This is a genomic window from Streptomyces saintjeani (assembly GCF_055409605.1).
The window spans coordinates 3,175,572-3,191,844 of record NZ_CP189624.1 but is presented as its reverse complement, the minus strand read 5'-3'; the positions used below and the strand labels follow the sequence as shown (position 1 = coordinate 3,191,844).

The window sequence follows — 16,273 nt, the reverse complement described above, 5'->3', positions numbered from 1 at the left end:
TCGATTCACGGCGTGGCAGGCGTTGGGAGGGGGCGGCAGTGACGAACATCCCGGAGACCGGGCGGACACCAAGGGTCCAGACGCGGCTCGTGGTGATCCAGATCCTCGTCCTCTCCCTGCTCGGGACGCTCGGCGGGCGCCTGTGGTACCTCCAGATCCGGGAGGGCGACGAGTACGCGAAGCAGGCGTCCGGCAACCACGTCCAGCAGGTCGTCCAGCCGGCGGTGCGCGGCTCGATCCTGGACGCGCGGGGCGTCCCCCTCGCGGACAACGAGACCCGGCTCGTGGTCTCCGCGTCGCGTACGGACCTGCTGAAGCAGAAGGACGACGGCAAGGCGGTCCTCGCCAAGCTCGCGGGCGTGCTCGGCATGACGCCCGAGGAGGTCCAGCAGAAGGTCCGCCTCTGCGACGCCCAAACCCCGCAGCCCTGCTGGAACGGCTCGCCCTACCAGCCGATCCCGATCACCGACGAGGCCACCGCCAAGCAGGCCCTCCAGATCCGCGAGCGCGCCGAGGACTTCCCCGGCATCACGGCCGAGCCCGAGGCGGTCCGCCGCTACCCCGGCCCCGGAAAGTCGAACACCGCGCAGGTCCTCGGCTACCTCTCGCCGGTCACGGACGACGAGATCCAGCAGGCCAAGGACAGCGACTCGCCGTACCTGCGCTCCGACCAGGTCGGCCGGTCGGGGCTGGAGCGGGAGTACGACAAGGAACTGCGCGGCAAGGCGGGGGTCACGCGCTACGAGGTCGACAACCTCGGCCGCGTCATCGGCCAGGCCGAGGCGACCCCGGCACAGCCCGGCGCCAACCTCGTCACCAGCATCGACGCCCGGGTGCAGCGCGTCGCGGAGTACGAGCTGAACGACGCGATGAAGGAAGCCCGCAAGCAGTGGGACCGCAACACCAATGAGCGGTACAAGGCGGACTCCGGCGCCGTCGTCGTGATGGAGGCCAAGACCGGCCGCATCGTCGCCATGGCCTCGAACCCGACCTACGACCCGAACGCGTGGGTCGGCGGGATCTCCGCCAAGGACTACAGGTCGCTCACCGGCAAGGACTCCAACTACCCGCTGCTGAACCGGGCCATACAGGGTCAGTCGGCACCGGGCTCCACCTTCAAGGTGATCTCCACGGCGGCGGCGGTGGAGGCGGGCTACGACTTCAACGGCCGCTACCCCTGCACGAGTTCGTACTCGGTGGGCGGGCAGGTCTTCAAGAACTTCGAGTCGGAGAACTTCGGCCCGATCAGCCTCGGCCGCGCCCTCGAAGTCTCCTGCGACACCGTCTTCTACGGCCTCGCGCACAACGAGTGGCAGAAGGACGGCGGCATCAAGCCGAAGAAGAACCCCGGCGACTACTTCTTCAAGGCCGCCCACCAGTTCGGCCTCGGCAAGGAGACCGGCATCGACCTGCCGAACGAGGTCACCGGCCGCGTCCCCGACCGCCAGTGGAAGCAGAGCTACTGGAAGGCCAACAAGGACGCCTGGTGCAAGCAGGGCAAGAAGGGCGGCACGTACGTCGAGCAGATCGCGTACGAGAACTGCCTCGAAGGCAACCAGATGCGCGCCGGTGACGAGATCAACTACTCCATCGGGCAGGGCGACACCCTCGTCACGCCGATCCAGATGGCCACGATCTACGCGGCGATCTCCAACGGCGGCACCCTCTGGAACCCGACCGTCGGCAAGGCCGTCATCAGCCCCGACGGCAGGACCACCACCGAGATCAAGCCCGAGTCCCACGGCAAGCTGCCCATAAGCCGGACCACCCTCGGCCAGATGGACGAGGCCCTCGCCGGCGTCGCCACGGAAGGCACCGCCGCCTGGCGGTTCGCCCAGGTCGGCTGGCCGCAGGCGAAGATCCCGATGCACGCGAAGACGGGTACCGCCGAGGTCTACGGCAAGCAGACGACATCCTGGTTCGCGACGTACACCAAGGACTACGCGATCGTGATGACGATCTCCCAGGGCGGCACGGGCTCCGGCGCGTCGGGCCCCGCCGTCCGCAACATCTACGACGCCCTGTACGGCGTCGCGGACGACGGCACGATCACCCCGAAGAACGCCCTCCTCCCCACCCCGGAGAAGACCCTCCCCAAGATCCAGACGGACGGCACGATCGCCTCCCCCAAGATCGCCAAGGACCCGGCGAAGGACCAGAGGGCCAGCCAGACGGACAAGCCGAAGCAGGACGGAACGCTGGCGCCGGGCACGGTCCCGACGAACACGGGCGGAAACCAGGACACACGCCGAAAGTCGAGGCGCCGCCGGAAAACGGGTCCGGATTCCGGCGCCCCTAGCGGCAACGCCGTTAAGGGGCGCGGGGAACTGCGCGACCAGCCCCAACGGCGCCGCACCCGCCTGCGGACAAGCCGAGGCACCCACGGCCTGCGGTCCTTCCTCCGCCGCCCGAGGAGGACAGCCAAATGACCGGCAACACCTTCTCCGTCTCGGGCTACGGCCCAGACCGCGCAGGCTGGACAAGGATCTTCGCGAGGGACTCGCTCGCAAGGCGCCTCGACTGGCCGATACTCCTCTCGGCCCTGTCGCTCTCCTTCATCGGCTCCCTCCTGGTCTTCTCCGCGACGCGAAACCGCACGGAGATCAACCAGGGCGACCAGTACTACTTCCTGCTCCGCCACCTCATGAACACCGGCATCGGCTTCTGCCTGATGCTGGCAACGGTCTGGCTCGGCCACCGCACCCTGCGCAACGCGGTACCGATCCTGTACGGCCTCTCCGTGTTCGGCATCCTCCTCGTGCTGACCCCCCTGGGGTCGACGGTGAACGGCGCGCACTCCTGGATCGTGCTCGGCGGCGGCTTCTCCCTCCAGCCCTCGGAGTTCGTGAAGATCACGATCATCCTCGGCATGGCGATGCTGCTGGCGGCGAGGGTGGACGCGGGGGACAAGCCGTACCCCGACCACCGCACGGTGCTCCAGGCACTGGGCCTCGCGTCCGTGCCGATGCTGGTCGTCATGCTGATGCCGGACCTGGGCTCGGTCATGGTGATGGTGATGATCGTGCTCGGCGTCCTGCTCGCGTCCGGCGCGTCGAACCGCTGGGTCTTCGGCCTCCTCGGCGCGGGCGCGACCGGCGCGCTCGCGGTGTGGCAGCTCGGGATCCTCGACGAGTACCAGATCGCGCGGTTCGCCGCGTTCGCCAACCCCGAGCTGGACCCGGCGGGCGTCGGCTACAACACGAACCAGGCCCGCATCGCGATCGGCTCCGGCGGCCTCACCGGCTCGGGCCTCTTCCACGGCTCCCAGACGACGGGCCAGTTCGTCCCCGAACAGCAGACGGACTTCGTCTTCACGGTCGCCGGCGAGGAGCTGGGCTTCGTGGGCGCGGGCCTGATCATCCTCCTCCTCGGCATCGTCCTCTGGCGGGCCTGCAAGATCGCCCGCGAGACGACGGAGCTCTACGGCACGATCGTCGCGGCCGGCATCGTCGCGTGGTTCGCCTTCCAGGCGTTCGAGAACATCGGCATGACCTTGGGCATCATGCCGGTCACCGGCCTGCCGCTGCCGTTCGTGTCGTACGGAGGTTCATCGATGTTCGCGGTCTGGGTGGCGGTGGGCCTGCTCCAGTCCATCAAGGTCCAGAGACCGATGTCCGCGTGAGCCGCACCCCCGGCCACCCCGCACCCGGTTATCTGCGCGTTCGTCGTGAATTCACCCTTCGTTTCCCTCTGCCGCTTTGGCCCGGGTGCCACTAGATTCAATCCATGGCGGAGACGAAACGCGAGATCGAGCGCAAGTACGAATCCGACGAGAGCGGGCTTCCGGATCTGACAGGTGTCGCCGGGATCGAGGCCGTGCTGGACAAGGGCGTGGCGGAGCTGGACGCCACGTACTACGACACCCCGGACGGGCGGCTCGCGGCGGCGTCGATCACTCTGCGGCGGCGCACCGGGGGGTCGGACGCGGGGTGGCACCTGAAGTTTCCGGTGGGACCGGGGGTGCGGGACGAGGTGCGGGCACCCCTCTCGCCGGCCCTGCCACGGAGCCTCGCCGGGCTGGTCAGGTCGAGGGTCAGGGACGCCGAACTCGTACCCGTCGTGAGACTGCGCTCCGCGCGGGACGTACGGGATCTGGTGGACGGCGAGGGCAAGCTGCTCGCGGAGGTCAGCGTGGACGCGGTCCGCGCGGAGCGGCTGAGCGGCGGCGAGGGCGAGGTCCAGTGGTCGGAGATCGAGGTGGAACTCGCCGACGGCGGGGACCCCGCCTTCCTGGACCACGTGGAGAAACGCCTCCGCAAGGCGGGCGTACGCCGCTCGAAGTCGGAGTCGAAGCTGGCGCGGGCCTTGGCGGAGACGGCGACGAGCCCCGAGGCGGGTGAGCCGGCCCCCGAGAAGTCCGGCAAGAAGGGAAAGCCGGCCAGGTCCAAGAAGCCGGCGAAGACCTCCGCCGACACCGCGACCGACCCCGCCACCCCCCGTACCGCCAAGACCCCGGACACCCCCAGCACCCCCCGTACCCCCGAAACCGCCGCCGACCACGTCCTCGTCTACCTCCGCGCCCAGCGCGACGCCATCGTCGCCCTCGACCCCGCCGTCCGGCAGGACGAGTACGACTCCGTGCACAGGATGCGCGTGGCCACCCGCAGGATGCGCAGCGCGTTCCGGTCCTTCGGCAAGGTGCTGGACCGTACGGTCACCGACCCCGTCGGGGACGAGCTGAAGTGGCTCGCGGGGGAGCTGGGCGTCGACCGCGACCAGGAGGTCCTCACCGAGAGGATCGCCGCCGGCCTCGACGACCTCCCGCGCCACCTGGTCGCCGGCCCCGTCCGCACCCGCGTACGGACCTGGTCGCACGCCCGCCGGGGCGGTTCGAGGAAGCGCCTCATCGCCGTACTGGACGGAAAGCGGTACCTGACGCTGCTCGACAGGCTGGACGCGCTGATCGCGGAGCCCCCGCTCGCCGGGAAGGCGGCCGGGACGCCCGAGAAGGTCGTCGCCGCAGCCGTCCGCAAGGACTTCGCGAAGGTCGCCGCCCTCGTCGAGGACGCCCTCGCACAGCCCTCGTCCGGCCCGGAGCGGGACTTCGCGCTGCACGAGGCGCGGAAGAAGGCGAAGCGGACCAGGTACTCGGCGGAGGCGGCGGAACCGGCGCTCGGCGCCCCCGCGACGGCCATGGTGAAGGTCGCCAAGTCCCTCCAGAACCTCCTCGGCGACCACCAGGACAGCGTGATGGCCCGCGACGCACTCCGCGAGATCGCCGCCCAGGCCCACGCGGCGGGCGAGAACGGCTTCACGTACGGCGTGCTGTACGGCAGGGAGGAACGCCGCTCGGCGGCCGACGAGGCGGAGCTGCCGGGCCTGTGGGCGGAGGCGAAGGGCGGGACGGGGATCTGACCTCCCCCGGACAGCTGGGCGGACGGGGAAGACCCCCAGCCGCGTTAGGCTAGATGGTCACCCCTGTCGTTCCCCCGCTCACGAAAGTTCGCGCGATGTCTGTCGAGTCGGTCTTCCCGCAGCTCGAAGCTCTGCTCCCGCATGTGCAGAAGCCGATCCAGTACGTGGGCGGCGAGCTGAACTCCACCGTCAAGCCCTGGGACAGCAGCGATGTCCGCTGGGCCCTCATGTACCCCGACGCCTACGAGGTCGGACTCCCCAACCAGGGCGTCATGATCCTCTACGAGGTGCTGAACGAACGGGACGGCGTCCTCGCCGAGCGCACGTACAGCGTGTGGCCGGACCTGGAGGCGCTGATGCGGGAGCACGGCGTCCCGCAGTTCACCGTGGACTCGCACCGCCCGGTGAAGGCGTTCGACGTGTTCGGCCTGTCCTTCTCCACGGAGCTGGGCTACACGAACATGCTGACGGCCCTCGACCTCGCCGGCATCCCCCTGGAGGCCAAGGACCGGGGTCTGGACGACCCGATCGTCCTCGCGGGCGGCCACGCCGCGTTCAACCCCGAGCCGATCGCCGACTTCATCGACGCGGCGGTCATCGGGGACGGCGAGCAGGCGGTCCTGGACATCACGGACATCGTCCGACAGTGGAAGGCGGAGGGCCGTCCGGGCGGCCGGGAAGAGGTGCTGTTCCGCCTCTCGAAGACCGGCAACGTGTACATCCCCCGGTTCTACGACGTCGAGTACCTCGCGGACGGCCGTATCGCCCGCGTCGTCCCCAACCGCAGCGGCGTCCCGTGGCGCGTGTCGAAGCACACCGTCATGGACCTCGACGAGTGGCCGTACCCGAAGCAGCCGCTCGTACCCCTCGCGGAGACCGTCCACGAGCGGATGTCCGTCGAGATCTTCCGCGGCTGCACGCGCGGCTGCCGCTTCTGCCAGGCCGGGATGATCACGCGGCCCGTGCGCGAGCGCTCGATCACCGGCATCGGCGAGATGGTCGACAAGGGCCTGAAGGCGACCGGCTTCGAGGAGGTCGGCCTCCTGTCGCTGTCGAGCGCCGACCACAGCGAGATCGGCGAGATCGCCAAGGGCCTCGCCGACCGCTACACCGAGGACAAGATCGGCCTCTCCCTGCCCTCCACCCGCGTCGACGCCTTCAACGTCGACCTCGCGAACGAGCTGACCCGCAACGGCCGCCGCTCCGGCCTCACCTTCGCCCCCGAGGGCGGCTCCGAGCGGATGCGCAAGGTCATCAACAAGATGGTCTCCGAGGACGACCTGATCCGTACGGTCGCCACCGCGTACGGCAACGGCTGGCGCCAGGTGAAGCTGTACTTCATGTGCGGCCTGCCCACCGAGACCGACGACGACGTCCTCCAGATCGCCGACATGGCCGCGAACGTCATCGCCAAGGGCCGTGAGGTCTCCGGCGCGGGTGACATCCGCTGCACCGTCTCCATCGGCGGCTTCGTCCCCAAGCCCCACACCCCCTTCCAGTGGGCCCCCCAGCTCTCCGCCGAGGAGACCGACGCCCGCCTCGGCAAACTCCGCGACAAGATCCGCGGCGACAAGAAGTACGGCCGCTCCATCGGCTTCCGCTACCACGACGGCAAGCCCGGCATCGTCGAGGGCCTGCTGTCCCGGGGCGACCGCCGCGTGGGCGCCGTCATCCGCGCCGTCTACGAGGACGGCGGCCGGTTCGACGGCTGGCGCGAACACTTCTCCTACGACCGCTGGATGACCTGCGCGGACAAGTCCCTGGCCCAGTTCGGCGTGGACGTCGACTGGTACACGACCCGGGAGCGCACGTACGAGGAAGTCCTCCCCTGGGACCACCTCGACTCCGGCCTCGACAAGGACTGGCTCTGGGAGGACTGGCAGGACGCCCTCGACGAGACGGAGGTCGAGGACTGCCGCTGGACCCCGTGCTTCGACTGCGGGGTGTGCCCGGCGATGGACACCCACATCCAAGTCGGCCCCACGGGCAAGAAGTTGCTGCCGCTGAGCGTCGTGAACAAGTAGCGGGCCGCTTACCGGGCCCTTCCCTCCGGGGGGAGGGCCCGTTGCCATGATCGCTGGATAGAGTCGTCCTGTTCACAGCGGGGGAGGAGCTCTGTCCGATGAGTCGTCGTAGGTCCGGAACGGTCGGCGTCTGGGCCGAGATGCAGCGCCAGCAGCAGCGGCAGGCGCAGGCCGCCGCCCGGCAGGTCAGGGAGCGGGAGCGGCAGGCGCGCGCGTACCAGCGGCAGGCCGCGCAGGACCACAAGGCGTACCGGCAGGCGGAGGCCGCGCGGCGGACCGCCGAGCTGGAGGCGCGAGTGGCCGCGCTCCAGGGGCTGCTGGCGACCGGATGCCGTGCGGCGGCGTTCCGTCCGGACGCGCTGCTGCGTACGGAACAGGTCCCGCCGTTCGACCCCGGCGCACTGGCCCACCCGGTCCCCATGCCCGACCCGAGCCAGTTCCCCGCGCACGGCGGCTGGACGGCGAACGCACGCGCCCAGGCCCAGGCCGAGGCCCGCGCCCGCTTCGAGCAGGCGTGGTACGCGGCCCAGGCCGCCGAGGCCCGGCGCCTGGAGCAACTCGCCGCACAGCAACGGCAGTACGAGCAGTGGGCCGAGGGCCTGCGGACCGAGGTACGGCGCCACAACACCGGCGTCGCCGAAGCGGCCCGGGGCGTCCAGCGGGGCGAACCGGACGCCGTCGTCGAGTACTTCACCGCCGCGCTGTACGCCTCCCCGTCCTGGCCGGAGGAGTTCCCCCGGCAGCTCTCGGCGGCCTACGACCAGTCGGCCCGCCAACTCGTCCTGGACTGGGAACTCCCCGGCTACGGCGTCGTCCCCGAGGCGAAGGCGGTGCGCTACTCGCCGGGCGAGGACCAGTACCGGGAGAGCGCCCGCCCGGTGACCCAGCGCCGGGCGCTGTACCGGGAGACGCTGGCGCAGTCCGCGCTGCTCGTCCTGCACGAGCTGTACGCCGCCGACACCGCCGGCGCGCTGGAGTCCGTCGTCCTCAACGGCTTCGCCGACGGACCCGACCCCGTGACCGGCCTGCGCGCCCAGCACATCCTGGTCACCGTCCTGGCCCCGCGCTCCGCCTTCACGCCCCTGAACCTCGCACAGGTCGACGCGGTCAGCTGCCTCACGGACGGGCTGCGCGGCCAACTCTCCGCCCGCCCCGACCAGTTGACCTCCGTACGCCCGGACCGCCGCCCCCAGGACGTCGGCAACCGCGTGGTCACCCACCGGGACGACGACGAGCCCGACCTCTACGCGATGGACCCGCTCGCCTTCGAGGAACTCGTCGCGGAGCTGTTCCGGGCGATGGGGATGGAGGCGGTGACGACGCAGCGGTCGGGGGACGGCGGGGTGGACGTCGACGCGACCGACCCGACGCCGGTCCGGGGCGGGGTCATCGTCGTCCAGGTGAAGCGGTACCGGAACACGGTGTCGCCCACGGCCGTCCGGGACCTGTACGGCACGGTGCTCGACCGAGGCGCCAACAAAGGCGTCCTCGTGACGACGTCGTCCTTCGGACCCGGGTCGCGCGACTTCGCCACCGGGAAACCCCTGGAGCTGATCTCCGGCCCCGAACTCGTCGACCTCCTCCACCGGCACGGCCTGCGGGGACGGCTGGGCGAAGGCACCCCGCCGTCCGGCGACGGGCACAACATCCTCGGCATGTCCTGGTCCGGCACGGTCGCGCTCGACGTGTGCGCGCTGGTCTGCCAGGGCGACCGGGTCCTCTCCGACGACCACTTCGTCTTCTTCAACAATCCGGCGACCCCGGACGGTTCGGTACGGGCCCTGCCGCCGACCGCCCCCGACCGGGCCTCCCTGCGGGTCGCGTTCGACGCGCTCCCGGCGGCGGCCGACCGCCTCGTCCTGGTCGCCGCCGTCGACCCCGAGACCGACCCGCACGCCGACCTCGCCGGCTTCACCGACGCCCGCATCCGCCTCCTGGACGCCCGCGCGGCCGAACTCGGCGTCCTGGAGGTCTCCGACGGCCGCCCGTCCGAAACCGCCCTGGTCCTAGGCTCCTTCCGCCGCCGCACCACCGGCGACTGGGACTTCGTCCTGGGCGGCAAGGGCTACCGGGGCGGCCTGGAGGAACTGGTACGCGACTTCGGCCTCGACGTGGAATAGGGGAAAGTCCATGACGGACGAGATCGTCATCAGGGCCGCCGAAGAGCGGGAGTCGAGCGGTTGACCGTGCACTCGTCGGGGCGGGCCGTGTCCGCGTACGTGCGGGCCGGGTTCGCGGGGTCCGAGCGGTTGTTGCAGGTTCGGTACTGAGGACGGGGGTTTGGCCGCATCCTTGTCGGCTGGCGTAGCGTCTATGCCGTTATGGACCTGGAGAAGCACGGACAGTCGCAGGGGGCTCGGCGGGATGCCGAGGGGTGTCTTGTCGTCGCGATCCGGATTCCGGTGCGGATCGTGGTGTTGGTGCTTGTGGTGCCCGTGAGGGTGGTGTGGGACGGGCTTGTCGTGGTGGGGCGGGTCGTCAGGGATTCCGTGCTGCGGCCTGTGGGGCGGGGGTTGTGGTGGGTGGGGAAGGCGGTGTTCGTCTGGCCGGTGGTGGGGGTCTGGCGGTATGTCGTCGTGCCGGTGGGGATCGGGCTCGGGTGGCTGGGGCGGGTGCTGGTCGTGGTGCCTGTCGTGTGGCTCTACCGGAATGTGCTGGTGGCGTTCGGGCATGGCGTCGTGTGGGTGGTCGCGCCTGTCGGGCGTGGGGTGATGTGGGTCCTGCGGGGGATCGGTACGGGGATCGCCGCGCTCGGCGCCGGGGGCGCGTGGCTGACGCGGTATCTGGTCGTCGTGCCCGCACGGTGGTTGTACGACTGGGTGCTCGCGCCGGTCGGCAGGGGGATCGGGTGGTGTGCGCAAGGGGTGTGGCGCGGCGTCGTGCTCGTCGCCACCGGCGTCTGGCTCACCCTCTACTGGACGGTCCGCGTCCTGCTCGTGCTGCCGCTGGTGGCGCTGTGGCGGTGGGTGCTCGCGCCGGTGGGACGGGTGCTCGGGGTGGTCGCGCGGGAGGTGGGGGACGCGCTGGGGCATGCGTGGCGGGTCGCCGGGTGGGTCTCGCTCGCGGTGTGGCGGTTCCTGGTCGGGGTGTTCCGGTGGGTGTTCGTGGAGCCCGTGCGGTGGGTCTATACGACGGTGCTGACTCCGGTCGGGCATGTCGTACGGGACGCCGTCCTGCGGCCCGCCGCCGAGGCCGTACGCAGTGTGGGCCGCGTCACCCGGCAGGTCCTCGCGTCCGCGCGCGAGACGGCCCGACAGACCCGCGCCGACCTGCGCAGGGCGCTGTTCGGGGCACCCCGTGAGAGGGAAGAGGTCGCTCGCCGGGAACCTGGGAGCGGCGAGGGACGTACTCTTGGTAGAAGTACGACAGCTCTCACTAAGGACTGACGAAACTGGGTAAGCGACAACCCGAAGGCCCGCCGCCCGCGCCCGCGGTGCAGCGTATTCGACTGCGGTACACCAAGCGTGGTCGCCTTCGGTTCACCAGCCACCGTGACTTCCAGCGCGCCTTCGAGCGGGCGTTGCGCCGGGCCGAGGTGCCGATGGCGTACTCGGCGGGGTTCACGCCGCACCCGAAGGTGTCGTACGCCAATGCCGCACCCACCGGCACGGGCAGCGAGGCGGAGTACCTGGAGATCGCGCTCACGGCGGCGCGGGACCCGCAGCGGCTGAGGGCACTGCTCGACGAGTCGCTGCCGGACGGCCTGGACATCACCGACGCGGTGGAGGCCAGGACCTCGGGGCTCGCGGACCGGCTGACGGCTTCCGTGTGGGAGCTGCGGCTCGCCGGGGTGGAGCGGGGCGACGCCGAGAAGGCCGTGGCCGCGTTCAACGCCGCCGAGGTCGTCGAGGTCCAGCGGACCACCAAGAACGGCCTGAGGAATTTCGACGCGCGCGCCGCTGTCGTACACCTGGAAACAACACAGAGTGAAACGGCTGATAGGCCGACGGACCAGCCCTGTGCGATACTGCGGCTGGTTGTTCGGCACGTGACGCCTGCCGTTCGACCCGACGACGTCCTGTCCGGTCTCCGCGCCGTGGCCGACCTGGCGCCGCCGGTCCCCGCAGCGGTGACCAGGCTGGCGCAGGGGCTGCTCGATGAAGAGACCGGCACGGTGACCGACCCGCTCGCGCCCGACCGCGAGGCAGCTCAGGCCCTCTCAACGGCCGAACCGGCTGCCGCCGCGAAGGCGTAGGCAGGGGGAAGGTCCCGCGAAGGACGGACGTCGTAGCGTCGCCCTCGTACTCGGGAGCCACCTGGGTCGGGCAGCGCACCGACCACAAGACTTTCGCCAGGCCGTACGCAACACGGCGTACGGAACCGGCGAGACAGGACACGGAAAGCTCCCGTGCGGCGCCCGCGCCCCGGCGGCGGTGAACGCGACTCGCGTATCCCGCGGACGTCAGCGGTGACCGGCCCTCATGGCCGGCGCCGGACCAGGCGCGGCGCCCGGGAGCCTGACGGGAGACACCCCCGCATGCTCGAATCGACCGACCCCATCGAGGGTTCCGAACAGAACACTCCCAGCGACACCCTGCCGCCGCGTCGTCGGCGCCGTGCCGCGTCCCGCCCGGCCGGTCCGCCCGCCGGTGCCGAGGGAGGTGCCGAGAACACCTCGGCCATACAGGCCGACGAGGCCGCACAGACTCAAACACCGGCCGGGACCACGCCCGCGCCGTCCGTCGCAGCCGAGGAGCGGGCGGCCGACGCGCCGGTTGAGACCGCTCCGCGTGCGCGCCGCCGGGTGACCCGTCGGGCGTCCGCGCCGGCGGGGGCTCCGCAGGCCGCCGAAGAGGCGGTCGTGGCCGTGCCCGTGGAGACGGCGCCCGCCGTGGAAGAGGCTCCCGCCGTCGAGGAAGAGGCGCCCGCTCCGCGTACCACCCGTCGCCGGGCGAGCCGTCGGGCGTCCGCGCCTGCCGGGGCGCCCAAGGCCGCCGAGGCAGAGGCCGCTGTCGAGACGCCCGTCGAGGCTCCGGTGGCTGTCGAGACCCCCGCCGCCGTGGAGGCGCCGGTCGCTGAAGAGGCCGTCGCGGAGGAGACCGGCTCGCGCCGTCGCCGCCGTGTCACGCGCCAGGTGACCGCACCCGCCGAGGAGAGCGAGGCCGCCGCCGAGGCTCCCGCACAGGACGAGGCGCCGGCCGCGAAGACGCGTGCGACCCGGGCCAAGGCCCCCGCCAAGACTCCCTCCCCCGTCGCGGAGGCTCCGGAGGAGACCGCTCCCCGCCGCTCCCGCCGCCGCGTCGTGAGCAAGGCAGCCGGTGGCTTCTCGGAGCCCGCGCCCGCTGCGGACGAGTCGCCGAAGCGCGCCGCGCGGCCTGCCGTGGCCGTGTTCCAGGCGCCGGTGTTCACCGAGCCGAAGTTCCAGTTCCAGACGCTCCAGCGGGCGGCGGCCGAGGCCGCTGCCGCGGAGGCCGAGGCGGAGGTCGAGGTCGACGCCGAGGTCGAGGAGGAGGAGATCGAGGCCACCGAGCCCATCGCGCTCCCCGAGGCCGTCGCCGAGGAGCCCGCTGGCTCGCGTCGCCGCCGCCGTCGCCGGGGTGCCGCCGCGCCCGCCGAGGACGTCGTCGAGACGGTCGTGGAGCCCGAGCCTGTCGCGGAGGAGGAGCCGGAGGACGTCGACGACGCCGAGGACTCAGCCGACGACGAGGCCGAGGAGTCCGGTTCGCGCCGTCGCCGCCGTCGTGGAGGCCGTCGCCGTCGCCGTGGCGAGACCGCCGAGGACGAGGCCGCCGACGCCGAGGAGCTGGCCGCCGAGCAGGACGCCGAGGACAGCGCCGAGCAGGACGAGGAGGACGCGGAAGACGGGGCGGACGGGGCCGCCGGTTCCACCGCCGGGAGCCGTCGCCGGCGTCGTAGGCGTCGTCGGGCCGGGGACTCCGGGGGCGAGGTCGAGCAGAGTGACGGGGACCCCGAGCGGACCGTCGTGAAGGTCCGTGAGCCGCGCAAGCAGGCCGAGCCGTCCGACGAGGTGCAGTCGATCAAGGGGTCGACGCGGCTTGAGGCGAAGAAGCAGCGCCGCCGTGAGGGGCGCGAGCAGGGGCGTCGCCGGGTTCCGATCATCACCGAGGCCGAGTTCCTGGCGCGCCGTGAGGCCGTCGAGCGCGTCATGGTCGTACGGCAGAGCCACGAGCGTACGCAGATCGGTGTTCTGGAGGACGGGGTGCTCGTCGAGCACTACGTCAACAAGGAGCAGTCGACCTCGTACGTCGGCAACGTGTACCTGGGCAAGGTGCAGAACGTGCTGCCGTCCATGGAGGCCGCGTTCATCGACATCGGCAAGGGGCGCAACGCCGTCCTGTACGCCGGTGAGGTCAACTTCGAGGCGCTCGGGATGGCCAATGGGCCCCGGCGCATCGAGTCCGCGCTGAAGTCCGGGCAGTCCGTGCTGGTGCAGGTCACCAAGGACCCGATCGGGCACAAGGGCGCGCGTCTGACCAGCCAGGTCTCGCTGCCGGGGCGCTACCTCGTGTACGTCCCCGAGGGCTCCATGACCGGGATCAGCCGCAAGCTGCCCGACACCGAGCGGGCGCGTCTGAAGACGATCCTCAAGAAGATCGTCCCCGAGGACGCGGGCGTCATCGTGCGCACGGCGGCCGAGGGCGCCAGCGAGGACGAGCTGCGGCGCGACGTCGAGCGGCTCCAGGGGCAGTGGGAGGAGATCCGCAAGAACGCGAAGACGGGGAACGCGCCGGCGCTGCTGTACGGCGAGCCGGACATGACCGTCCGCGTCGTGCGCGACATCTTCAACGAGGACTTCACCAAGGTCGTCGTCAGCGGTGACGAGGCATGGCAGACCATCCACGGGTACGTCGCGCACGTCGCGCCGGATCTCGCCGGGCGGCTGTCGCGGTGGACGTCCGAGGTGGACGTGTTCGCGACGTACCGGATCGACGAGCAGCTCGCGAAGGCGCTGGACCGGAAGGTGTGGCTGCCCAGTGGTGGGTCGCTGGTCATCGACCGGACCGAGGCGATGGTCGTCGTCGACGTCAACACCGGGAAGTTCACCGGGCAGGGCGGGAACCTCGAAGAGACCGTCACGCGCAACAACCTGGAGGCGGCCGAGGAGATCGTCCGGCAGCTGCGGCTGCGGGACCTCGGCGGGATCATCGTCATCGACTTCATCGACATGGTCCTTGAGTCGAACCGGGATCTGGTGCTGCGGCGGCTGCTGGAGTGCCTCGGCCGGGACCGGACGAAGCACCAGGTGGCCGAGGTGACGTCGCTCGGGCTCGTGCAGATGACGCGTAAGCGGGTCGGGCAGGGGCTGCTGGAGTCGTTCTCCGAGACGTGCGTGCACTGCAACGGGCGGGGTGTGATCGTCCACCTCGACCAGCCGTCGGCTGCCGGCGGTGGCGGGAAGCGGAAGAAGCGGGGGCGGGGTGGGGACGAGCAGGGTGCTCACGAGCACGTTGCCCACGAGCACGTCGTCGAGGATCTGACGCCGGTCGTCTCCGAGGAGAGTGCGGAGGAGGTCGCCGCTGAGGTGGCGGCTCCTGTTGCTCTGCCCGCACCCGAGTTCGAGCCTGATGAGGAGCTGTACAGCAGCGTGGCCGAGGCCGAGGCCGCGGCTACTCGTGGGCGGGGGCGTCGGCGGGCCAGTCGGCGGGTCTCCTCTCCCGGGGGTGCGACTTCGTCCCGGCGGGACGCGGTGGCTTCGGCTGGCGAGGTCGCGGCTGATCCGGTCGCCGTCGAGGACCCGGTTGCCGAGGTGCCGGTTGTCGTCGAGGCGCCGGTCGTCGAGGAGCCTGTGGTCGAGGCGCCGGTCGTCGAGACCGTTGCCGAGCCGGTCGTCGAGGGGCGTCCGCGTCGGCGGGCCACCCGGAAGGCGTCCGCGCCTGCTGGGTCGCCTTCGGGGGCCGAGGCCGGTGTCGTGACGGTCGTCGAGGCTGCGGCTCCGGTGGCGGAGGCTGTGGTCGAGGCGCCGGTCGTCGAGGAGACGGTTGCCGCTGCTCCGGCTCGTCCGCGTCGGCGGGCTGTGCGGGAGGTGGCGGCGCCCACGTCCTCTGACGAGGCGGCTGTCGTCGTCGTACCGGCTGCTGTCGAGGAGGAGGCGCCCGCGCCTGCCAAGAAGACGGCGGCTCGGAAGACGGCCACGAAGAAGGCGACGGCGAAGAAGGCGGCTCCCGCCAAGAAGACCGCGGCCAAGAAGACGACCACGGCTGCCAAGAAGACCGTCGCGAAGAAGACGACGGCCAAGAAGACGACGAAGGCTGCGGCCAAGAAGACGGCTGCTGCTGAGCAGGCTTCTTCTCCGTCCGTGTCGGCTGCGGCTGACGAGAGCTGAGTCGAGGGCTGAGCCGAGCGGCCCTTCCCGCGTGCTTCGCGGGAAGGGCCGCTCTGTGTTGTGGGGTTTGTGTTGCGGGGCGTTGCACTCGACTCAGTTTGACCTGTACGGGGGACACCTCGTAGCCTGGGGCGTCGGCGTGCTAATGAGCACGTCACATCCCCGTAAACCTTTCTTCCCTCCGGGTGCGCTTCGTGGCCGGGAGAGGCTGGCTGTGTTCACGACCGGTCGGCTGGACTGCGGGGGTGCCGGTTCCGAGCGAGAGAGTGAGATCCGCGTGTACGCCATCGTGCGCAGCGGTGGTCGCCAGCACAAGGTTGCTGTCGGCGACATCGTTGAGGTTGACAAGATTCCCACTGCCAAGGTTGGCGACACGGTCGAGCTCTCGACCCTGCTCGTTGTCGACGGCGAAGCTGTCACCAGCGACCCGTGGGTGCTGGCCGGCATCAAGGTCCAGGCCGAGATCGTGGACCACCACAAGGGTGTGAAGATCGACATCCTGCGCTACAAGAACAAGACCGGCTACCGCCGTCGCCAGGGTCACCGTCAGCAGTACACGGCGATCAAGGTCACGTCCATCCCGTCGGCCGCGAAGTAAAGAGGGACTGAG

9 protein-coding genes are annotated in these 16,273 nt (G+C 71.0%); all 9 read left to right on the top strand.

Annotation, left to right across the window (positions count from 1 at the left end):
* The first annotated feature begins 38 nt into the window (after positions 1–38).
* Positions 39–2,429: a penicillin-binding protein 2 gene (gene mrdA, locus ACQCO7_RS14205; RefSeq protein WP_464072176.1), complete on the top strand. Its 2,391-nt coding sequence runs from the start codon at positions 39–41 to the stop codon at positions 2,427–2,429.
* On the top strand, positions 2,426–3,622 hold the full coding sequence (rodA, locus tag ACQCO7_RS14200) for a rod shape-determining protein RodA (protein ID WP_464072175.1): 1,197 nt from the start codon (positions 2,426–2,428) through the stop codon (positions 3,620–3,622). Before mrdA ends, rodA begins: the two co-directional genes overlap by 4 nt.
* A 104-nt stretch (positions 3,623–3,726) precedes the next feature.
* The gene (locus ACQCO7_RS14195; RefSeq protein ID WP_464072174.1) at positions 3,727–5,355 is read left to right on the top strand and encodes a CYTH and CHAD domain-containing protein; all 1,629 of its coding nucleotides are present in this window, start codon (positions 3,727–3,729) and stop codon (positions 5,353–5,355) included.
* Positions 5,356–5,450: 95 nt separating this feature from the next.
* The gene (locus tag ACQCO7_RS14190; protein WP_464072173.1) at positions 5,451–7,379 is read left to right on the top strand and encodes a TIGR03960 family B12-binding radical SAM protein; all 1,929 of its coding nucleotides are present in this window, start codon (positions 5,451–5,453) and stop codon (positions 7,377–7,379) included.
* A gap of 98 nt (positions 7,380–7,477) precedes the next feature.
* A complete protein-coding gene (locus ACQCO7_RS14185; RefSeq protein ID WP_464072172.1) occupies positions 7,478–9,499 on the top strand; it encodes a restriction endonuclease in 2,022 nt (673 codons plus the stop codon).
* Positions 9,500–9,700: 201 nt separating this feature from the next.
* Positions 9,701–10,765 (top strand): hypothetical protein, encoded by a 1,065-nt coding sequence (locus tag ACQCO7_RS14180; RefSeq protein WP_464072171.1) that lies wholly within the window; start codon positions 9,701–9,703, stop codon positions 10,763–10,765.
* Positions 10,766–10,812: 47 nt separating this feature from the next.
* Entirely contained in the window at positions 10,813–11,574 is a 762-nt protein-coding gene (locus ACQCO7_RS14175; RefSeq protein ID WP_464072170.1) for a TIGR03936 family radical SAM-associated protein, read from the top strand.
* Between the two features lie 282 nt (positions 11,575–11,856).
* Positions 11,857–15,663: an Rne/Rng family ribonuclease gene (locus tag ACQCO7_RS14170; protein WP_464072169.1), complete on the top strand. Its 3,807-nt coding sequence runs from the start codon at positions 11,857–11,859 to the stop codon at positions 15,661–15,663.
* Positions 15,664–15,940: 277 nt separating this feature from the next.
* A complete protein-coding gene (gene rplU / locus ACQCO7_RS14165; RefSeq protein ID WP_010355335.1) occupies positions 15,941–16,261 on the top strand; it encodes a 50S ribosomal protein L21 in 321 nt (106 codons plus the stop codon).
* Positions 16,262–16,273: the final 12 nt, after the last annotated feature.

What these genes read in the sequence shown, in the direction of transcription:
- rodA (WP_464072175.1), top strand. Translation starts at nt 2,426, where the DNA reads ATGACCGGCAACACCTTCTCCGTCTCGGGCTACGGCCCAGACCGCGCA.
- ACQCO7_RS14195 (WP_464072174.1), top strand. Translation starts at nt 3,727, where the DNA reads ATGGCGGAGACGAAACGCGAGATCGAGCGCAAGTACGAATCCGACGAG.
- ACQCO7_RS14190 (WP_464072173.1), top strand. Translation starts at nt 5,451, where the DNA reads ATGTCTGTCGAGTCGGTCTTCCCGCAGCTCGAAGCTCTGCTCCCGCAT.
- ACQCO7_RS14185 (WP_464072172.1), top strand. Translation starts at nt 7,478, where the DNA reads ATGAGTCGTCGTAGGTCCGGAACGGTCGGCGTCTGGGCCGAGATGCAG.
- ACQCO7_RS14180 (WP_464072171.1), top strand. Translation starts at nt 9,701, where the DNA reads ATGGACCTGGAGAAGCACGGACAGTCGCAGGGGGCTCGGCGGGATGCC.
- ACQCO7_RS14170 (WP_464072169.1), top strand. Translation starts at nt 11,857, where the DNA reads ATGCTCGAATCGACCGACCCCATCGAGGGTTCCGAACAGAACACTCCC.